The organism is Halomonas sp. AOP27-A1-41 (assembly GCF_052378605.1).
Lineage (GTDB): Bacteria > Pseudomonadota > Gammaproteobacteria > Pseudomonadales > Halomonadaceae > Vreelandella > Vreelandella citrativorans.
The window spans coordinates 1-19,529 of sequence record NZ_JBQSXT010000035.1 but is presented as its reverse complement, the minus strand read 5'-3'; the positions used below and the strand labels follow the sequence as shown (position 1 = coordinate 19,529).

Sequence of the window (19,529 nt, the reverse complement as noted above, 5' to 3'; positions counted from 1 at the left end):
TGATGCAGCTATTTGATAAATTCAGTACTCTATAACCCCTGCTTACCCAAGGCGATCCACCGATCTTATGACGAGAAAAACACTAGGCTTGAAAGTCAAAAGGCAGCAAGAGGCCAAGCCCTCTGACGACGTTGAAGATCAATCCCCCGATGACCCCGAAAAACGCTTTTTAAACGGCGTCGCTATTCATCCGTCCCCACGCATTCATTTAGAGCCGGGTTCCAGCCAGCGCAGCGTGCGGGCGATGGATTTGATCACGCCCATCGGAATGGGGCAGCGTGGCTTGATCGTCGCACCGCCAGGCTCCGGCAAAACGACGTTGCTCAAACATATATGCCAAGCCGTGGCCGAGGCGCACCCGGATATCAAGTTGTATGCCTTGCTGATCGATGAGCGCCCGGAAGAAGTGACGGATTTCAAGCGCAGCGTGTCGGCAGAGGTACATGCATCCTCTTCAGATGAAACCTACACACACCATGTGCGTATGGCCGATAAGCTCCTTGAGGCGGCGCGTAAGCAAGCGGGTGAGGGGCACGATGTGATGATCGTGATCGATTCGCTGACTAGGCTTTCACGCGTTCATAACGCCGAGCAGCGGGGCAATGGCCGCACCATGTCGGGTGGGCTGGATGCCCGAGCGATGGAAATACCGCGCAAGCTGTTTGGCGCCGCGAGGAAGATCGAAAACGGTGGGTCGCTCACGATTCTGGTCACCGTGCTGGTGGATACGGGAAGCCGTATGGATCAGGTGATTTTCGAGGAGTTTAAGGGCACGGGCAATATGGAGATCGTGCTGTCACGCGACGTGGCCAATCAACGCATCTTCCCCGCGATAGATATTGCCAAAAGCAGTACCCGCCGCGAAGAGCTTTTGATTGATGCAAAAGACATTGAAAAATTACGCACACTGCGTAGAGCGTTGACACAACTTAAACCAGCCGAAGGCGCGCAGAAGCTGTTTGAGCTATTGAAGAAATATCCAACCAATGCCGAGCTATTGGACGCGTTTTCACCAGGCTCCGCCTAGTCGTTAGGAAGACCTTTAGCGGCCAGACTGCTTACCCGTAGTTTGGTAAAACAGGCCTTAATTGCAAACGCCTTTAGCAGAGAAGCCCACCTTTTATTCGTTAAGAGGTGAGCTTCATTGGTAAGGTTTGACGATTACTTTTTCTTAAAGTTCAGGTTTGAAGCGGGCACTACTTTGCGAACCGGAAAGCCTTCAATTTCTTTGCGCTCAATGATGCTGTTTAACCGCCTTTCAATGGCGCAAAGATTTTTAAAGTCAGCCAAGGCGACAAACGAGATGGCTTCACCTGAGGCACCCGCGCGGCCGGTTCGACCGATACGGTGAATGTACTCTTCTGGCTGAAAAGGTAAATCGTAATTCACCACACGGCTTAGCTCGCCAATATCCAAGCCCCGCGCGGCAACCCCTGTGGCGACCAGGTACTTTAGCTCGCCAGATTTGAACTGCGCCAAAATCTTTTCGCGCATGGCCTGGCTTCTGTCGCCATGAATGGAATCCGCTTTGATGCCACGCTTTGCGAGTTGGTCAACCAGCTTGGCCGCGCCGTGTTTTTTCTCGATAAAAATAAGCGCTTGATCCCACGCTTGCTCGTTAATCAGGTGGCTCAGCAGGGCGGACTTGGTGTCTTTGTCTACGGTGATTAGCCATTGTTTGATATTAGCGGCGGCGCGAATGTTGGGAGAAATGGATATTTCAGACGCCAGGTCGGTCATCTTGCTGTCTGAAAAACCGTAGGCCAGCGCCCGAACGTCGCCATTTATGGTGGCCGAAAACAGCAGGTTCTGACGGTTTTCAGGCAGGCGTTCTATGATTTTGTTGATATCGTCGACAAAACCCATGTCGACCATTCTGTCCGCTTCGTCCAACACCATGGCTTTGAGTTCGTCAAAGTGCAGCGCACGCTGATGCGCCAAATCCAGCAATCTGCCCGGTGTGGCGACGAGGATATCAATCCCTTTAATTAGTCGCTGCTTTTGAGGTTCGCTATCCACACCGCCATACACCGCCATAGACGTTAAGTGAAGATGTTTAGCGTATTGAGCGACACTGGCTTCAACCTGAACCGCTAGCTCACGGGTCGGTACGAGGATCAGCGCACGTATGCGTTTGCCGCGTAGCGTTCCCGCTGTAGTGAATCTTTCCAGCAGAGGCAGAACGAAGGCAGCGGTTTTGCCTGTTCCGGTTTGTGCGGTGGCGATTAAATCGTTACCCGAAAGAATGGCAGGAATCGCCTGTTCCTGAATGGGCGTTGGGGCTTTGTAACCAAGTTCGGTAATCGCTTGAACAAGTGGGCTGGATAAGCCTAGTTTTGCAAATGACATAGGGGGCTCTGACGGGATGTCGTAAGGGGTGTCGAAATAAAAATATGCCGCAGTATAACGTAGTGCTTGTAGTAGCGCTGATTTACCGTGTTGCGTGAACTTTGCACATGCCTTGCTGCTCCGCATTCAAATTCCGAATAGGGCAGGCTGACCCGCAACGCCGTGCGCCATTATGAGATAATCGAGTCAGAGAATTGATTAAGCAATCGACGAAGAGGAATACATGAGCTGGTTTATATTGTTTGTAGCGGGTCTTCTGGAGATCGGCTGGGCCATCGGGCTGAAATATTCGGTGGGCTTTACAAAACTCTGGCCGACTGCCTGGACGCTACTTTCGCTAGTGGCGAGTTTTCTACTGCTGGGCCTGGCGCTGAAAACCCTGCCCGTGGGTACCGCTTACGCGATATGGGTAGGGATTGGCGCAGTGGGAACAGCCATTTTAGGCATCGTGCTGTTTGGCGAATCTTTGGGCGTACTCAAACTAATGAGTTTAACGCTGATCGTTGCGGGGCTTGTCGGGCTTAAACTTGCCCACGCCTGATATCCATGGAAACCGCTAGTGGCTGCCCGTTCATTAAGCGTACCGGGGTGTGCTACCCGAAAGGCCACCGGGAGTACGTTGTTGAAAGTACGTTGTCGAAATCTGCTCTGTTAATGCCAGCGTTATTGTTCATGACGCTTGATCGTGTTCATCACCGGCAGCCCGCTCCTCCGCCTGATCCAACAGTACTGGGCCACTACCCGCCTCCGCCAACTCATCATCTGGGTTATACAGCGGGCAGCGGGTCATGCTTAAACAGCCGCAGCCGATACAGCCGCTGAGGTTATTGCGCAGCGTTTGCAGGTAGGCAATGCGGCCATCCAGCATGCGCTGCCAGTTCTTGGAAAGTTGCTGCCAATCTTCCACCGTGGGCGTGCGGTTATTGGGCAGTGACTCGAAAGCTTGCTTGACCTCGTCCAGGCTGACGCCCACTTTTTGCGCGGCTTTAATCACTGAAATGCGCCTTAGCACCTCCGGTTTATAGCGGCGTTGGTTGCCCGCATTGCGCGAGCTTTGAATGAGCCCCTGCTGTTCGTAAAAGTGCAGGGCGCTGATATTAATGCCGCAGCGCTTGGCGACTTTGCCGACACTCCAGTTTGCCTCCGCCATTCTCGCTCCCGTTTTTCTTCTGGTTCAAAAAAAGCTTTACCTCAACTTGGGTTGAGGTTTTAACCTTTTATCCGAACCCACGCAAGGAGAACAACATGTACCTGGAACACGTGAATCTGGTCGTTGCTGATATGAATGCCATGCTGGAGTTTTACCGCGCTGCCTTCCCCCACTGGCATATACGCGATGAGGGGCAGGGTGAGTGGTACGGCAAGCCACGCAAATGGGTGCACTTTGGTGATGACAAACATTACCTGGCGTTAAGCGACCATGGCGAAGGGCAGAACCGAGCGCTGGAAGGCCATAGTGTGGGTTTGGCTCACTTTGCCTACGTGACCGATAACCTGGATGCCGTAGTGGCTCGATTAAATAACGCGGGCTTTGCCGTTGCCAAACCGGGTGCCACCGAGCCGTTTCGTAAAAACGTTTACTTCGTTGACCCCGCGGGGTTTGAGGTGGAGTTTGTTGAGTATCTGAGCGACATCCCGGCAGAGCGTAATTTAAATCGCGATGCGCAGTAACCAGCAGTGTAGAAAGAATCAGAGCAACGGAAGGGAGATACTGTAGTGAAAGTCGTCGTGATTTTTCATTCTGTAACAGGCACTACCAAAAAGCTGGCCCACTCGATTGCATCAGGTGCTGCAATGGAACCTGGTGTTGAAGTGGTCGCAGTAGAAATTGTTGGCGCCGATATTGTTGAAGGGCGTTTTCGTAACACCGAGCTGCTGCGGCAACTCGATAATGCTGATGCGATTATCTTTGGCTCACCTACTTATATGGGCTGCGTATCAGCACAGTTTAAAGCGTTTACGGATGCCACAAGTGAGTGGTGGGCAAGACAAGCATGGGCAAACAAAATTGCCGCTGGTTTTACCATTGGTGCTAACTTAAGTGGTGATCAACTGAATACCATTCAGTACCTGCAAGTGTTCGCTAGTCAGCACGGTATGTTTTGGGTGGGTCTGGATACACCGGGTAATTATGATCCTGCAATGCGTAACAGGCTTGGTGCGCAGTCCGGGCTTATTGCCCATTCCGTGGATACTGATCTCAATGAAACGGACTTACTTACTGCGCGTTATTTAGGTCAGCGGGTAGTACAAACCGCTCAAAAGCTCGCGGCGTGAAGGAGGAAAAGCGCGAATTTGTGAAACGCTATGAAACAGAGCGGTGCATTGAATGACAGCACATTGAATATGACAAGTGTTTAATAAATAGTGAGCTTCGTAAGCATCTCGCGCTAAAACATAAGGTGAAGTTAAAGCTTTCCATGAAGCGGCACTAAAGTGGGGTGGAACATGCAAGGGCGCACGGGGTTACAGGCATAATTATCATACTGCCTTTATTTGAAATAGGAATCGACATCACAGGGGCGTTTAAGCATGTCTACTCGTATGAAATTTTGGAGTACATGGGTAGCCAATAAGGGCTGCCATGAATGCTGTAACTCAGCGGTACTAATCTCCATCGTTATGGGCTTGAGATAAGAATGGACTATCTAGAAGTCAACGCCAGCGACGTTTCCACCCAGCTTTTACTGGAAGCCGATCCTTCTGAGCAGAGTATCGCATCGTATCTGAATGGCGCTTGGTGCTTCGCGGCAAAGCTAAACGGAAACGTCGTTGGTGCCTGTGTCACAAAACCTATTAACACCAACATCGCTGAAATATTTAATATCGCGGTTTACCCGGAATTTCAGCAGCAGGGCCTTGGTTCTGGACTACTGAGCTTTGTCTTGTCTGAGTTAGTAAGCAAAAAAATACAGCGTGTGGAATTAAGCACTGGCACTTTTGGATATCAGCTGACCTATTACCAACGCCATGGGTTTAGAGTTGATCATGTGGTTAAAAACTATTTTTTGAATAATTACCCTGAGCCGATTCTTGAAGATGGCATACAGCATCAAGACGCGTTGCGGCTGTACGTAACGCTATAAAAAGGTGAGTTCAGTGGCAAAAGTAACCTTAAAAGGGTTTATCGAGGTTCCCGGTAGCGATCTTGATGGCGTGCAAGCCGAACTTAACACTCACCGCCAACTTACTCTTGAGGAGCCAGGCTGCATAACGTTTAAGGTTACTCAAGATAAAACTGACCCGTGCCGTTTTGATGTTTATGAGGAATTTATTGACCGCAAAGCCTTTGGGGAACATACGATGTGTTTGAGTAGGCTATCGTATCTTTTACTAATCAAGAGAGGCGTCGATAGGCGGTTTTGCGACGCAGTAAAACTTGCCTGAGATGCGCCCTCGCTGCAAGGTAACCCCTTAACATCACCACTTTTCGAGGAATTCTTGTGAATAAAGTCGCCATCGTAACTGGAGGAGGGCGCGGTATTGGCGCCGCTACTTCAATTATGTTATCGGGCCAAGGGTATGCCGTTTGCGTTAACTACCTTAAAAATAAAGCAGCAGCAGACGCAGTGGCGACGCATATTATTGAAGCGGGCGGTAGAGCGATGGTCTTCCAGGCGGATGTTTCAGTGGAAAGTGAAGTGCATTCACTGTTTGAGGCAACCCGAAAGCGGTTGGGAAAAGTAACGCACTTGGTTAATAACGCGGGCATTCTATATACCCAGTCTGTGTTTACCGATATTAGTGCTGAGCGCTTCCAGAAGGTGTTGAACGCCAACGTGATGAGTGCTTTTCTGTGTTCGAAGGCATTTATCAATCAGGCAGAGGGAGCGGGCGCGATTGTCAATGTCTCTTCCGCTGCGGCACGCACCGGTGCGCCGTTTGAGTATATTGACTATGCCACATCAAAAGGTGCGATGGATTCGATGACCAAAGGCTTGGCTCTTGAGCTTGCTGACAGGAGTATTCGCGTTAACGGAGTGCGGCCAGGCTTTATCCATACGGATATGCATGCCGATGGCGGGGAACCGGGGCGGGTTGAGCGCTTGGCGCCCCAAATCCCTTTAAAACGTGGCGGCACCCCTGAAGAGGTTGCTCAGGCTATCACTTGGCTTCTATCGGATGAGGCTTCTTATGTGACCGGCTCGTTTATTGATATTGCGGGTGGTCGGTAGTTTGTCTTAAGCGAGTAGAGGTTTTTTTCAATCGCCAACTCGACGTTACTGTCGGAAAAACCTTCAAGAGAGCGCTTCATGGGTATAATGCGCCCCATCGCCAATTGCCGTAGTGTGGGCGCGCATATCGGGTCGTATCGGCGAGTTTATCAGTCGATTCTCATTTTACTGTTGAAGGTAGCTGACATGATCAATACCAAAATTTACAAGGCCGTTTATGAGTTGGCTGAAAAGCTGATGAAGGCGGCAGAGAAGGACGATCGAGAGACGTTTGATTCGCTTTATGCAGAGCTGAACGCTATTTGTATCGAGCATGAAGATACCGATAAGGATCATCCGGAGCAGTGGGAAACGTTGGCGGATTTTACCGAAGAGCTGGATGATGCGCTGGTGATGTATGAAAAGGCGCTTCGCAAAGCCGAGGTCGCCAATGCTAAAGACCACCTGTCGTCTATCGGTTTTTCAATGGCGACCCTGCAGGTTGAGTTGGGCCAGGAAGAGGCTGCTATTCAACATCTGCAAAATGCCAAAATCAGCGCCAACAAGATTGAAGATAAAGATTTGAAAGCAGAAATTGGTGAGCTGCTTGAAAAACTGACAGCGAAATAGCGGGCTTTGTTGTTACCATGATGATCTTGATAAATGCACATCCAGCGGGATTGTGCTGGGTTTTCCTAAGACCAGGAGCTGTCGTTTGACCAATAATGATATTTTTCGCCGTATCCGGTACTGCTTTGATTTAAAAGATACTGCCGTATTGAAAGTTTTTGCGCTGGCAGAGTTCACAGTATCTGAGGAGCAGGTGTCCGGGTGGCTGAAAAAGGAGGAAGACGAAAAATTCCTCAAGATGAGAGACCGCGAGTTGGCCGCGTTTCTTAACGGATTTATTAGCTATAAGCGTGGGAAGCGCGACGGCGAGCAGCCCGCGCCAGAAAGTAACTTGAACAACAATATGGTGTTCCAGAAGCTGCGCATTGCGCTGAATTTAAAAGCCGACGATATTTTAGCTATTTTTGAGCAGGCCGAGTTTCGGTTAAGCAACCACGAGTTAAGCGCTTTTTTTCGTAAGCCTACCCATAAAAATTATCGCGAGTGTAAAGACCAGGTGTTGCGTAATTTTTTAATGGGTCTTCAGTTCCAGCAACGCCCTGAATCCAAGGGTTCAGAAGAGGTCTGAGGTTGTCACGCCGCTGTGATTTACAGGGTTCAGAAGTAAAAAATGGCCATTCAATGCGAATGGCCATTTGCTTTTAAGCGTTTTTTAAACAGAACTTAACGCTTTAGCAGGTTGGTTTTGGCCAGATCAATTACTTCGTGCATGCTGCCATCCATGACGGCACGTAGCCCCCAGAGGCTAAACCCTTTGACTTGCTCTATGCCGATGGTGGGCGGCAGTACCAACTCTTGTTTGGCTATCACTACATCAAGCACGGCGGGGCCGTCGTGGGCTAATACGCTATCGATGGCGTCGGCCAGCTCGCCAGGGTTTTCAACACGACGGGCATAAATGCCCATTGCGCTTGCAACGGCAGCAAAGTCGGGATTATCCAGGTCTACGCCCGTATTAATGAAACCGGCTGCTTTCATTTCAAGCGCAACGAAGCCGAGTACTCCATTATTAAAGATGACGATTTTGATCGGAATGTTGTGCTGTTTAAGTGACAGTAAATCGCCCATCAGCATGGAAAGGCCACCGTCGCCGGAGAACGTAATCACTTGCCGACCCGGCTGCGCGTACTGAATGCCAATCGCCTGAGGCATGGCGTTAGCCATCGAGCCATGCGAGAACGAGCCGATAAGACGACGTTGACCGTTCATTTTAAGGTAGCGTGCCGACCAGACCGTGCACGTTCCTACATCGGCAGTAAAAATCGCATCCTCATTGGCCTTTTCGCTCAACAAGCGCGCAAGATACTGTGGATGGATAGGTGAGTGGGCCGAGTGGTTTTGCGCCTGTTTGTCCAGCCCTTCGCGCGCTTTAACGTAGTGAGCCAGCGCTGCATCCAGAAAGTGCCGGTCAGTGCGCGTATGAAGCTCCGGCAGAATGGCCTCAATGGTTAACCCGATATCGCCGACCACGCCCAATGCCAGCTTGGCACGTCTGCCCAGGTTTTCAGGGCGAATATCGACCTGCACGACGTTGGTCTTTTGCGGTAAAAACTGTTTATACGGAAAATCCGTGCCCAGCATCAGCAGCAGGTCGCACTCCTGCATGGCCGCGTAACCTGATGAAAACCCGATAAAGCCGGTCATGCCGACATCGTAGGGGTTGTCATATTCGACGTGCTCTTTGCCGCCGAGTGCGTGCACGATGGGGCTCTTAAGCGCATCGGCCAATTGCATTAGCTGGGCGTGTGAACCGGCGCAGCCTCGGCCAGCGAAGAGCGTAATGCGCTCTGCATCGTTGAGCAGTTTGGCGAGTGCTTCCACTTCGGTTTTGGCGGGCACTACACGTGGCGTGGGGGGTAATAAGCCATGGCGCGGCGTTATCGTTTTAACCGGTGAGGTGCGCAGCGCAACATCACCAGGCAGCACCACGACCGCAACGCCACGCTGCCCAACGGCGGCGCGAATGGCATTGTCCAGTACATAAGGTAATTGGCTGGCGTCGGAGACCAGCTCGCAGTAGTGGCTGCATTCACGAAACAGTTCTTGGGGGTGGGTTTCCTGAAAGTAGCCGCCGCCGATCTCTGAAGAGGGAATATGCGCGGCAATGGCCAACACCGGCGTGCGCGTGCGGTGGGCATCGAACAAGCCGTTGATAAGGTGCAAGTTGCCGGGGCCGCAAGAGCCTGCACAAACGGCCAGGCTACCGGTTAGTTGTGATTCGCCGCTGGCCGCGAATGCGGCAACTTCCTCATGGCGTAGGCCCACCCATTCGATGCTGGGCCGCTCGCGTATGGCCTCGGTTAGGCCATTCAGGCTGTCGCCGACAACGCCGTAGATCCGCTCAACACCACTTTCCACCAGCGTTTCGATCACTAAATCAGATACGTTTTTGATAGACATGAGAGACCTCAAACAAAGTTCAGGTTTAACGTTGCGGCTGTTTGCTTGCGCGTGTTGTAGCAGGCCTCTTTATCCGTTTTAAGGTCGATGCCGTAGGTGGGAATGATCGTCTTGAGCTGGGGGAGCCAGCCATCATCGGTTAGCTTGTCGGCAAAGCATTTCTCCAATACCTCTAGCGCGATAAAGGCCGCCGTTGATGCGCCAGGAGAAGCGCCTAGTAACGCGGCGAGGGAGTGATTGGACGAGGAGATTAGCTCGGTGCCAAACTCCAACACACCGGCTTTCTCATGGCTGGGTTTAATGATTTGCACGCGCTGCCCCGCCACGGCGTGGGTCCAGTCATGATGGCGTGCCATAGGGTAGTATTGGCGCAGCATCTCAAATTGATGGTTCTTGCTTTGCAGCACTTGGGAGACCAGATACTCCGTTAGTTGCCAGTTATCCTTTGCAACATCAAGCATGGGAATCACATTATCCAGGTGTACCGAACGGAACATGTCGGTCAGAGAACCTTGCTTGAGAAAGCGCGATGAAAAACCGGCGTAAGGGCCGAAGAGCAGCGATTTTTTATCACCAATAATGCGCGTATCCAGGTGGGGAACTGACATCGGGGGCGAGCCATGGGCTGCCTTGCCGTACACCTTGGCGTGGTGACGTTCGCTAATGCTGTCTATATCGCAGCGTAGCCAAATACCACTGACGGGGAAGCCGCCGTAACCATGCCCTTCAGGGATACCAGACTTTTGCAGCAGTTCGATAGCGCCGCCACCCGCACCGATAAACACGAATCCGGCCTGAATGCTTTCATGGTGCTTGCTGTGCGTATCGTGTATTTCCACGCACCAGCGGTTGTCGTTTTGGCGGGTAATATCCTGCACGTGCTTCAGGTAGTGAATTTCGAACCCGGATTGCTGCGACAAATGGTCGAACAGCAGGTGAGTAAGCGCGCCATAGTCGACATCAGACCCTGATATGATACGCGTCGCCGCGACGGGCTCGCCATCGCTGCGTCCTTCCATGATGAGCGGGGTCCACTGCTCTATCTGCGCAGGGTCTTCGCTATATTCCATCCCGCGATAGCAGTGGTGCGATGACATCTGTTTAAAGCGCTGGCGTAGATAGTTGACGTTATCCTCTCCCCAAACAAAGCTCATGTGCGGGCAGGGATTGATAAACGCCTGGGGGTTGGGAATGGCCCCTTTCTTGACCAGGTAGGTCCAGAGTTGGCGTGAAATATCGAACTCTGTGTTGACCTCCAGCGCCTTGCTGATATCAACCGTGCCGTCTGAGCGAGCAGGGGTGTAGTTCATTTCGCAGTTGGCGGCATGTCCGGTACCTGCGTTATTCCAACCATTGGAGCTTTCCTGGGCGCAATCTTTCAGCGTTTCCAGTACCACAATCTTGAGTGAAGGCTCTAGCTCTTTGAGGAGGGTTGCGAGCGTGGCGCTCATTATGCCAGCGCCGACCATTACAATATCTGCCCGCTCGGGAATCTGTGCTGATGTAGGCATGAACGTTCTCCGCTTAGGAACTCAACACTTGCTTGATGCGCTGATAAAAGGAAGGTCTATATCCTGAGGCACTATGGCATACACGCGTCGCCAAGGCTGGTTATCGATTAGATGCCAGCGGTGGCCGCCGCCTGTGGTGTCTTCCGCCAATAAAATGTCGCCGGGGTGCAGCGTGAATGAGTCGCCCGTGCGCGTCTCGAAAGTGAGTGTGCCGCTAAGCGTTAAGACGAATTGGCGGTTGGGAGCGTCATGCCAGCTAAAGCTGCCGCCTTCGCTTGTTTCGCGAAAGGAGATACTGGTCGTTTCGATGACATCACTGAGCAAGTCATGGCGCTCGCCTTTGGGAAGATCGATCCATCCTTCTTCAAAACACGATTGATGGTTACTGCCTGTCCATAACCTTACGCATCGGAACATTACTGACTCCTGGTTGTGAGTAGTGACAAAACATGATGAAAAATAGAACAATCATCTGAGTTTAAATACTAGTTCGGATTTTGTGCAATAAGGTGCGTGACCAAAGCTAAATTTATGCCTAAGGTGAAGTGGATTTGATATTTTCAATATGGGCATGGGCTGGGGATTCCATGCCGCTATTCTTTTTATAAAAAAGGGATTGGCGCTTTTCCTGTTAGCCGCCAATTATCTCTGGCAGGCTCTATAACGTTTTTAAATAAAAGGAAACCACCATGGGAATCAAAAAAAAATTAACGCTAGCGGCAAGCATGTGTGCCTTGTTCGTGGCCATCACAGCGGATGCATGCACGCGCGCGGTATATCAGGGCCCTGATGACATGATTATCACGGCGCGCTCCATGGATTGGAGGGACGAAATACATCCGAACCTATGGCTGTTTCCAAAGGGGATGGAGCGCGATGGTGCGGCTGGACCCAACTCCGTTACTTGGACATCCCAGTATGGAAGTGTCGTTACTAGCGCGTTTGATATCTCAAGCACTGATGGCATGAACGAAAAAGGCTTGGTGGCTAACCTGCTATGGCTTGCTGAGGCAGAGTATCCTGAATTTGGGCCGGATGACGAGGGGCTTTCCGTGGCTGCCTGGGTCCAGTATGTTTTGGATAATTTTGCGACCGTTGATGAGGCGGTGGAGGCGCTGCGCGATGAGCCTTTTGTGGTCGTCTCTGCTGAAATACCGGGCACCACTCGATTTGCTACGCTTCACTTGTCAATTTCAGATGCCAAGGGTGATAGCGCAATATTTGAGTATATCGGCGGTAAACTCACTATTCATCACGATACGTCATACAATGTGGTGACAAACTCGCCCACCTTCGAGCAGCAACTGACGCTGGATGACTACTGGAGACAGATCGGTGGTTTGGTCATGCTGCCTGGCACAAACCGTGCCGCAGATCGATTTGTCAGAGCGTCGTTCTACATGGATGCCATCCCTAAAACGAGCGATACAAGAGTCGCTGTTGGCAGTGCATTTAGCGTGATTCGCAATGCGTCTGTTCCTTTCGGCATCTCATCAGAAGAGGAGCCGAATATTTCTTCCACCAGGTGGAGAGCGGTATCTGATCAGAAACACCTTGTTTATTATTTCGAGACGGCACTTACGCCTAACACGTTTTGGGTGGATATGAAGGATGCCGACTTTACTGAGGGCGCGCCTGTTCGCAAACTGAGCCTCAAGAATAACAGTGTTTATGCAGGCAATACGGTCAACGCGTTTGAGGACGCCGAGCCTTTTGAGTTTGCTGGCCTGTAAGGTGCGTTAAGGGCATTTTTTTGCTAGTTAGCGCATGAAATAGCCCCCTGTGTCGCGGTTAGCGCAGGGGGCTTTCTCTTACTTAATAAAGCCAAGAGATAGAAAAAACTGCGGTTAGCTTGTTCGATTATTATGATTAATACTAGGCTTGGTACGAAAACTGCTTGCGCTCGACCATACGGCGTTAAAAATCAGCTCAAAATACTCATTTACACATGTAAACTCCGTTTTTTCGCTGATTTTGCCTTGTCTGGCCTTCGCTCAGCGACTTTTCGTACAAACCCTAAAGTAATGGCGACTGGTACCGATATTAAATTAAGCACACCTATTTACTGATCGCTGCCCAGAGTTATCCATGCCAAAAATCGTGATCTGTTTCATTACAGCCCTGCTAATGCTGGCACCTTATGCTCAAGCGAATACCGATGCGGCTGAGGCCGCGGCGCTGGCATGGCTTGATGCAATCGATAGTGGCGAGTATGAGCTGGCTTGGGAGGAGTCATCACCGCTTCTTAAGAGTCCGCTTTCGCCCAGTATGCTGGAGCGGATCATTAGCGCAGCGCGCCGTGACTTCGGATCGGTGGAGTCAAGAAGCCGCACACGCGTCATCACGCAAACCTCTATGCCCGGCGCTCCCAAAAATGACTACAAAAAGTTCATCTATCAGACGCGTTTTGCCAACAAGTCTGATATTACCGAAACCATTACGCCGCACTTTGAAGGCGGCGTTTGGAAAGTAAGTGGATACTATGTGAACTGATCAGCAACAAGTGGATTGCCCCGTTGCTACAACCGTGGGGTGTTGAATCTTCACGCAGGCAAAAATGGCGTTCCCCGAAGTGTTGTTCCACGGCGTGATGGCGGCAATATCCAGCATGGGCTGGTTAATCAAACCGCTGCTCACATAGCCATTATCAATAAAATGGCGAACATGGGACCCGGTACCACACGCTACATCTAGGTGAAGGTTGCCACCGGTACCAAAAATGTGATGAAGCCTTTGCACGGCGTTGCTTTGCGCCCGGTAGTCGATGTTTCCGCACATCACATCGTAATAGCCAGAAAGGTCGGTATAGAGTGCGTTAAAGGACATGGCGGCCTGGGTAGCTTGGGAGTGAGGGTGGCGCATAGTAAACGAGTGGAGTGGCTTTTAGAAGCCAGCCGTGCGGAGGGGGATTTTGATCAAGACATCGCAGGCCGTCGCACAGGCTTGCGATGTCTTTTTCGGTTTATAGTGAGATGTCAGGCACAAACTGCATACTTACCGCCACCCGGTTCCAACTATTAATGGCTAGAATCACCGTGGTCAGCTCAAGAAGGTCCTGTTCGCCAAAGGCAGCCAGAGCATTCTGGTAGACGCTGTCGCTAACAGACTGTTGGCTGATTAAGGTAAGCGCTTCGGCCCACTCAAGGGCTGCACGTTCCTGTTTATTGAAGCAGGGGGCTTCCCGCCAGGCAGGCAGTACATCCAGTCTTACCTGATGCTCGCCGTCGTCTCGGGCTTCCTGAGTATGCATATGCTGGCAGAAGCAGCACTGGTTGATCTGGGAAACGCGTAGCTGAACGAGGTGGATGATGGCAGGCGTTACCGCGCTATTAGCCGCTACTTCGCCCAGAGGCACCAAATGTTTAGCAAGGCGAGGAGTTAGCTTGTAAACGGCTTGTCGAGAAAGACGCTGAGACATGGCAGTGACCTCGTTGATTGATGAGGTCTCAGCATATAAAGGTGTGCGTACTACGCCTTGTAAATTTGCGACAACTTGCGCTGGCGGTAAGAGGCGGGTGTTTCGTTGGTAAATGATTGGAAGGCGTGGGTAAAGTGCGGTTGATCATAGTAGCCACAGTGGAGCGCTATTTCTGATAGCGGCCGGTCAGCTTCAAGTAAGCACAGTCGCGCTCGGTTGAGTCGAGCATACGTCACCAATGCGCCAGGCGAGACACCAACTTCACGTTTTAATCGACGCTCCAGGGTGCGTCGTGTTAACCCAACATTGGCAGCTAACTGCTCAGGTGGGAGCTGTAACTGGTTAATGGCCTGGATGATTCCTGGCACAGGGCTGTTACTCGTTAGTCGACTTTTGAGTAAATCCAGAAGCCATGTTTCAAGCAGGGCTAATCCTTTGGGTGCATCAAGCTGATAAAGGCGCTCCACCACCGGCATTAAACTGTCCATCCAGGAGGGGGTTATGTCATCGCCCAAGCAAAGATGCGCGTCTATACACTGTTCCGGGGCTAAGCCCAGGAGACTATACATACTGGTCGGTTTAAACCGAATGCCCATCCGGGGGGTGGACGTATCAAACGTCTCAAGCAACATGTGTCTGTTAAAGCAGAGCGTGACGATGGGACGAGAGCTTCCAAGGTGAATGGTGAGGCTGGCGCCTGCATCGGGGTAAAGCTTTTCTACGATGGGGTGCGCAAGGGTGTTTTGCCCGCCCATCGACCAAAGGCATTGCACCCATGTGCGAAGGTTGGTGTTGGGCAGGCGCTGCTGGAAATTCAAATGAACGGCGTTACCGGGCAGAATAAAATTGGCCATAGTGACAACCTGCTTCGTTGATGAACGGGCTTCATCGCATGGCCTGTATTAAACTGCAAATACATAGGCTACGAAAGTGGCACTGTTTGGGCAGTGAAGCTCTCAATACTCAAATCGGTATGGGTAGCTGAGAACGGCGCCATACGCTAGGCGACACGCTTTCCTGCCGTGACCAGATTCTGCGCAGCTGGCGCTCATCTCCAAACCCGGATTCAGCGGCAATGCGCGCGAGTGTCCAGGTGGTTTCGGTCATTAACGCCTTGGCGCGCTGGAGTCTCAGGCCCGCAATATAATCGCCTACCAACATGCCGGTGAGATGTTTAAACCGCCGCCGAAAATGGCGTTCGCTCATGGCGGCCTGTGTAGCGAGCATGTCCACACGCCAAGGCTGTGAGGGAGCCGCGCAAAGGGTGTCTTGCACCCGGTGAATTCGTTCATCCACGTGGTTGCGCCCTTCAAGCCAGGCGCCCAGCTGGGGCTCTTGCCCGCTGCGTCGTAGGTAAAGCACCATCTCACGCGCAACGCTTAAGGCCAACTGATGACCGCATGTACGGGTAAGCCAATACAGCATGGTATCGACGCCGGTCGAGATGCCCGCACTGGTTAAATAGTGCCCATCTTCGATAAAGATGCAGTCGCGCTGTACCTTGGCTAAGGGCGCTTTGGTGCGTAACTGGTCGAGCAGTGTGTGATGGGTGGTGCAGCGTCGTCCGTTTAGCAGGCCCGTTTCAGCGAGTAATAGCGTGCCTGAACAAACGGTCATCACAGTATCCGCGTACTGGGCGTTGGCCCTGAGCCAGCCGACACAGGTTTGCTGTGCCAATGGCTCAATGCTGTTGCGGTATTGCCCTGGAATAAGCAGTAAATGCTGATGCGTTAGCTGCTCAGGCAGCGTATCTATGCCGCTAAGCGATAGCGGCCCGAGCCATTGCAAGGCTTCCTCCGGGCCGATATAACGCACGTCAATCTCGATAGACAGACGGCTTGCGCATTGCAATACCTGCAGCGGGCCAATCAAGTCGAGCGGTACTTGCCCCGGCATCATCAATACCGCAATTCGTAATGGTTCATTCACACTTGCTTTGCCACTCATTGATGACATCCGTGGTGTTGATGATGCGCGCAAAGCGTTCTTCAAGCACCAGCTCTGTACGCGCCTTGATATCTTCCGCCGACCAGGTGATACCTTGGCGCGTCATGGGAAAGGTCAAGGTGGCGTCACTAACGAAATCGACGCTAAAACCAAGGTCTGATGCAACGCGTGCCGTGGTTTCGCAGCATTGCTCGGTGCGAATGCCGCTGATCACAAGACGGGTAATGCCGCGCTCGCGCAGCCAGCTTTCAAGTAGCGTATCACTAAAGGCGTTATGCACACGCTTGTTAAACGTGACGGCCACCTTATCGTTAAAATTCTCTAGCGGACAAACCAGGCCGTTTGCGGGGTCAAATGCACCTTGGCTGCCGGGCTCTTCATGAAGTATCCGTACAACGGTAATCTGATGGGCCTTTGCCGCGTTTAACAGGGCGCGCTGGTTCGGGCGCCACGCTTTAGCAAGTGATTCTACCCAATAATCACGCGCAGGGAAGGAGGATTGTATGTCGATCATGAGTAGTGCGGTGTTCGAGCGTGACATGGTAAGCCTCAATAGTAGTGCAGAAAGGCTATAGGCTAATAGGGTTCAGGTACGCGAACGATGTGCTGATCGGTCAACAATCGGACAATATCGGACATCATTGTTTTGATGAGTAAACACCAATAATTAGCTATGGAGTCTACTGCTTCGCCTACGTTATGCTTTTTAAAACCGTTTTTAGATCAAGAGAACTTCATGGCCCTTATCGCAATGACTCCAGAACCCCCGTATTACGCCGTTATTTTCACCTCTTTGCGCACGAGTATTGAAGATGGCTATGATGACATGGCGGAGCGTATGGTTGAGTTAGCCATGCAGCAGCCAGGTTTTTTAGGCGTTGAATCGGCTCGTAATGAGGTGGGCGTAACGGTTTCCTACTGGGCTGATTTGGCCTCGATTAAAGCGTGGAAGGCGCATGCCGAACATAAAGAAGCACAGCGGCTTGGGCATCAGCAGTGGTATCAGCACTTTAAAACTCGGATTGCCAAGGTCGAGCGGGATTACGGTATCTAGCGGATGCTACTTTCCTGGTCTACTGCTTTATGTCGGTTACACCATCAAGCGCGTGAGTGCTTGTAGCCCCAGAGCAATCAACAGCACTATTACGCCGCCTATCAAACTGGTAAACAACGCATGGCGCTTCCATAGCAAAAGCACTCGATTACCGAAGCGATAAACCAGCCAGGCTAAGCCATAGTAGCGAAGGCCACGAGCAATTAATGCCGCTAGCAAGAACAGCAAGACAGGGTAGCCCGAAAGGCCTGCAGTTATCATGGCTATCGGAAAGGGGATAGGCAGGATACCCATGGCTATAATGGCAGCGAAGCCGTATTGATCAAAAAACAGTTGAAACGCCTGAAAGCTCTCCTGCATACCGGTGACGTTGATAAACCATGTGCCTATCGACGTAAATAACAGCAAGCCTACGCTATAGCCCACCAGGGAGGCGATCAGACAGCCCAATGTAGTGATGGTAGCCAAAAGCCAGATCCGCTGCTTGTTGGCTGCCATTAGCGGGATGAGTATTAGCTCAATGGGAATGGGTAAAATAATGGTTTCAAGGAATGAGAACACACCCAATAGCCATAGCATATTCTTTGAGCCGTTAATGCGCTCGAACCACACTTTAGGACTTTTTGAGATAATGGCCATGGATGGGGTCTACATCGGCGGACTAATACGGCGGTACATACTGGATCAGTCCCATGGTATTGTCTAGCGCGAGTGGTGAGGTGGCGATACGTAGGCAGTAGGATCATTTTACTCTTCATCATTTCTCTTATTGGCTGAGATATAACAGATGCCCCCACACTCTTCTCCTTTCGCAGCTCCTGTTTTTTGGCGTGACCCAAAAATGCCGTATATAGAGCTTCGCAAAACCAGCGATGCGCGTCAGGTCTGTTATGCGCCACATAGCCATACACATTGGTCGTTAGGGGCGGTGACTGCTGGTAAAAGCACGTTTAGTTACCGTGATACGTCTTATAACATTAGCACGGGTGATTTAGTGCTAATGAACCCACATTGGGTGCATGCCTGTAATCCCATTGAAAATGAACCTTGGGCTTATATGATGCTGTATGTAGATACACGTTGGCTGACCGATTTACGTTACCAGGCCGGGCTGCTGGCTTCACTCTGCTGGGAAGATATTGCAACGGCGGTGATATCGCAGCCTGTGCTCTATCACGGCTATCGGGCAATGGCCGCTTGCTTGCTGGATAACCAGCGCAGCCTGCTTGAGAAGCAAACGGTGGTGGTCGGTTACCTGCTTGAGGTGTTGCAGTGGCTTGCCCAAGAATCCTGCCAGCCACAACCAAAAGTACCGGGCGAGCTCATGGCGGTGGCCGCGTATCTTGATATGCACGCCTCAAAAGAGATATCACTGGCAGATCTTTGCGCTTACTCCGGATATAGTGCTGGGCATCTGATTCGTACGTTTAAGCAACACTTTGGTTTGACGCCACATGCATATCTGGTTAATCGGCGAATCCAGCTTGGCCAGCGTGAACTCAAGCAGGGAAAGCCGATCATTGAAACAGCCTTAAAGGTAGGCTTTAACGATCAGCCCCATTTCCAAAGAACCTTTAAGCAGCTGGTTGCCGCGACTCCCAAACAGTATCGCAAATCGCTAGGCGAGTAATAAAAATAGGCAGCTAGCGGCCAGTAACACCGCGAGCAGCCGGTTAATGGCCACTAATAATTGAGGCGTTTGAATATAGCGCTTTAAAAAAGCCCCCGCGTACACCCAGCTTGCTAGCGATAACCAGCAAATGGGTAGGTACAGTGTAGCGAAAATGGCAATTTGCGTCAGGTCGTTACCGTTTGTATAAGCGCCAATGCCTGAGGCTGATGCAATCCACGCCTTGGGGTTTAGCCACTGCATGATCGCGCCCGTCATAAACCCTGGTGGTTTCGATGTTGTTTGCTCAGGTAGCCTGCCGTCATCCATGGCTAACTTGATACTTAGGTAAAGCAGAAATGCTACTCCTGCCCAACGGAGTAACACCTCGAGCAGGGGCACTGTGGTCAGCAATGAGTAAAGCCCTGCGCCAATTCCTAGAAACAGCGCTATAAAC

24 protein-coding genes and 1 pseudogene are annotated in these 19,529 nt (G+C 51.4%); 13 read left to right on the top strand and 12 right to left on the bottom strand.

Going from position 1 to position 19,529, the window contains the following annotated elements:
* Positions 1-67 precede the first annotated feature (67 nt).
* Positions 68-1,027: a transcription termination factor Rho gene (gene rho, locus ACT3TC_RS16340; protein WP_444640955.1), complete on the top strand. Its 960-nt coding sequence runs from the start codon at positions 68-70 to the stop codon at positions 1,025-1,027.
* Between the two features lie 134 nt (positions 1,028-1,161).
* On the opposite strand, the gene ACT3TC_RS16335 is transcribed toward rho, so the two are convergent.
* Positions 1,162-2,349, bottom strand: a complete 1,188-nt coding sequence (locus tag ACT3TC_RS16335) for a DEAD/DEAH box helicase (RefSeq protein WP_444640954.1) — start codon at positions 2,347-2,349, stop codon at positions 1,162-1,164.
* A gap of 223 nt (positions 2,350-2,572) precedes the next feature.
* Between ACT3TC_RS16335 and sugE the strand changes: the two genes are divergently transcribed.
* On the top strand, positions 2,573-2,890 hold the full coding sequence (gene sugE, locus ACT3TC_RS16330) for a quaternary ammonium compound efflux SMR transporter SugE (RefSeq protein ID WP_193053173.1): 318 nt from the start codon (positions 2,573-2,575) through the stop codon (positions 2,888-2,890).
* Positions 2,891-3,019: 129 nt separating this feature from the next.
* Here the strand turns inward: sugE and soxR are convergent, their stop codons facing one another.
* Positions 3,020-3,499 (bottom strand): redox-sensitive transcriptional activator SoxR, encoded by a 480-nt coding sequence (gene soxR, locus ACT3TC_RS16325; protein ID WP_444640952.1) that lies wholly within the window; start codon positions 3,497-3,499, stop codon positions 3,020-3,022.
* Between the two features lie 95 nt (positions 3,500-3,594).
* Here soxR and ACT3TC_RS16320 point away from each other — a divergent pair, with 95 nt between their 5' ends.
* The 7 genes from ACT3TC_RS16320 (at position 3,595) to ACT3TC_RS16290 (ending at position 7,701) form a co-directional block, all read left to right on the top strand.
* Positions 3,595-4,020, top strand: a complete 426-nt coding sequence (locus ACT3TC_RS16320) for a VOC family protein (RefSeq protein WP_444640950.1) — start codon at positions 3,595-3,597, stop codon at positions 4,018-4,020.
* Positions 4,021-4,065: 45 nt separating this feature from the next.
* A complete protein-coding gene (locus ACT3TC_RS16315; RefSeq protein WP_444640948.1) occupies positions 4,066-4,626 on the top strand; it encodes a flavodoxin family protein in 561 nt (186 codons plus the stop codon).
* A gap of 362 nt (positions 4,627-4,988) precedes the next feature.
* Complete coding sequence (locus ACT3TC_RS16310; RefSeq protein ID WP_444640946.1) at positions 4,989-5,435, top strand: GNAT family N-acetyltransferase; 447 nt, start codon at positions 4,989-4,991, stop codon at positions 5,433-5,435.
* 13 nt (positions 5,436-5,448) lie between these two features.
* On the top strand, positions 5,449-5,736 hold the full coding sequence (locus ACT3TC_RS16305; RefSeq protein WP_444640945.1) for a putative quinol monooxygenase: 288 nt from the start codon (positions 5,449-5,451) through the stop codon (positions 5,734-5,736).
* Positions 5,737-5,792: 56 nt separating this feature from the next.
* Entirely contained in the window at positions 5,793-6,524 is a 732-nt protein-coding gene (locus ACT3TC_RS16300; RefSeq protein WP_444640943.1) for an SDR family oxidoreductase, read from the top strand.
* Positions 6,525-6,710: 186 nt separating this feature from the next.
* Positions 6,711-7,133 (top strand): tetratricopeptide repeat protein, encoded by a 423-nt coding sequence (locus tag ACT3TC_RS16295; protein ID WP_444640957.1) that lies wholly within the window; start codon positions 6,711-6,713, stop codon positions 7,131-7,133.
* Between the two features lie 85 nt (positions 7,134-7,218).
* Entirely contained in the window at positions 7,219-7,701 is a 483-nt protein-coding gene (locus ACT3TC_RS16290; RefSeq protein ID WP_087107629.1) for a YehS family protein, read from the top strand.
* Between the two features lie 95 nt (positions 7,702-7,796).
* On the opposite strand, the gene poxB is transcribed toward ACT3TC_RS16290, so the two are convergent.
* Genes poxB through ACT3TC_RS16275 form a run of 3 tightly spaced genes read right to left on the bottom strand, consistent with a single transcriptional unit; the run spans position 7,797 to position 11,461 of the window.
* Complete coding sequence (gene poxB / locus ACT3TC_RS16285; RefSeq protein ID WP_444640941.1) at positions 7,797-9,533, bottom strand: ubiquinone-dependent pyruvate dehydrogenase; 1,737 nt, start codon at positions 9,531-9,533, stop codon at positions 7,797-7,799.
* 8 nt (positions 9,534-9,541) lie between these two features.
* Positions 9,542-11,044 carry a malate dehydrogenase (quinone) gene (gene mqo, locus ACT3TC_RS16280; protein WP_444640939.1) on the bottom strand — a complete coding sequence of 501 codons (1,503 nt, stop codon included), beginning with the start codon at positions 11,042-11,044 and terminating at the stop codon, positions 9,542-9,544.
* A 21-nt stretch (positions 11,045-11,065) separates the two neighbouring features.
* Entirely contained in the window at positions 11,066-11,461 is a 396-nt protein-coding gene (locus ACT3TC_RS16275) for a hypothetical protein (RefSeq protein ID WP_193053163.1), read from the bottom strand.
* Positions 11,462-11,733: 272 nt separating this feature from the next.
* On the opposite strand from ACT3TC_RS16275, the gene ACT3TC_RS16270 reads away from it, so the two are divergent.
* Together ACT3TC_RS16270 and ACT3TC_RS16265 are read left to right on the top strand one after the other, a co-directional pair.
* On the top strand, positions 11,734-12,777 hold the full coding sequence (locus tag ACT3TC_RS16270; RefSeq protein WP_192528084.1) for a linear amide C-N hydrolase: 1,044 nt from the start codon (positions 11,734-11,736) through the stop codon (positions 12,775-12,777).
* A gap of 355 nt (positions 12,778-13,132) precedes the next feature.
* Positions 13,133-13,537, top strand: a complete 405-nt coding sequence (locus ACT3TC_RS16265) for a DUF4019 domain-containing protein (RefSeq protein WP_444640937.1) — start codon at positions 13,133-13,135, stop codon at positions 13,535-13,537.
* 99 nt (positions 13,538-13,636) lie between these two features.
* On the opposite strand, the pseudogene ACT3TC_RS16260 reads toward ACT3TC_RS16265, so the two are convergent.
* From ACT3TC_RS16260 to ACT3TC_RS16240, 5 genes and pseudogenes are all read right to left on the bottom strand, one after another.
* Positions 13,637-13,870, bottom strand: a pseudogene (locus tag ACT3TC_RS16260) (SAM-dependent methyltransferase); the annotation flags it as partial.
* 136 nt (positions 13,871-14,006) lie between these two features.
* Entirely contained in the window at positions 14,007-14,462 is a 456-nt protein-coding gene (locus ACT3TC_RS16255) for a carboxymuconolactone decarboxylase family protein (RefSeq protein ID WP_444640935.1), read from the bottom strand.
* Between the two features lie 50 nt (positions 14,463-14,512).
* Positions 14,513-15,316: a helix-turn-helix domain-containing protein gene (locus tag ACT3TC_RS16250; RefSeq protein ID WP_444640933.1), complete on the bottom strand. Its 804-nt coding sequence runs from the start codon at positions 15,314-15,316 to the stop codon at positions 14,513-14,515.
* Between the two features lie 109 nt (positions 15,317-15,425).
* Positions 15,426-16,409 (bottom strand): GlxA family transcriptional regulator, encoded by a 984-nt coding sequence (locus ACT3TC_RS16245; RefSeq protein ID WP_444640931.1) that lies wholly within the window; start codon positions 16,407-16,409, stop codon positions 15,426-15,428.
* Positions 16,384-16,950: an isochorismatase family protein gene (locus ACT3TC_RS16240; protein WP_444640930.1), complete on the bottom strand. Its 567-nt coding sequence runs from the start codon at positions 16,948-16,950 to the stop codon at positions 16,384-16,386. The genes ACT3TC_RS16245 and ACT3TC_RS16240 overlap by 26 nt, the downstream gene beginning before the upstream one ends.
* Positions 16,951-17,145: 195 nt before the next feature.
* Here ACT3TC_RS16240 and ACT3TC_RS16235 point away from each other — a divergent pair, with 195 nt between their 5' ends.
* Positions 17,146-17,463, top strand: coding sequence for an antibiotic biosynthesis monooxygenase family protein (locus tag ACT3TC_RS16235; RefSeq protein ID WP_444640928.1), 318 nt, complete (start codon positions 17,146-17,148; stop codon positions 17,461-17,463).
* Positions 17,464-17,499: 36 nt separating this feature from the next.
* On the opposite strand, the gene ACT3TC_RS16230 is transcribed toward ACT3TC_RS16235, so the two are convergent.
* Positions 17,500-18,102: a YqaA family protein gene (locus ACT3TC_RS16230; RefSeq protein WP_444640926.1), complete on the bottom strand. Its 603-nt coding sequence runs from the start codon at positions 18,100-18,102 to the stop codon at positions 17,500-17,502.
* A gap of 202 nt (positions 18,103-18,304) precedes the next feature.
* Between ACT3TC_RS16230 and ACT3TC_RS16225 the strand changes: the two genes are divergently transcribed.
* The gene (locus ACT3TC_RS16225; protein ID WP_444640925.1) at positions 18,305-19,093 is read left to right on the top strand and encodes a helix-turn-helix domain-containing protein; all 789 of its coding nucleotides are present in this window, start codon (positions 18,305-18,307) and stop codon (positions 19,091-19,093) included.
* Here ACT3TC_RS16225 and ACT3TC_RS16220 read toward each other — a convergent pair.
* Positions 19,082-19,529, bottom strand: a 448-nt coding sequence (locus ACT3TC_RS16220) for a LysE family translocator (protein WP_444640923.1), incomplete at its 5' end; no start/stop codon positions are given. The genes ACT3TC_RS16225 and ACT3TC_RS16220 overlap by 12 nt on opposite strands.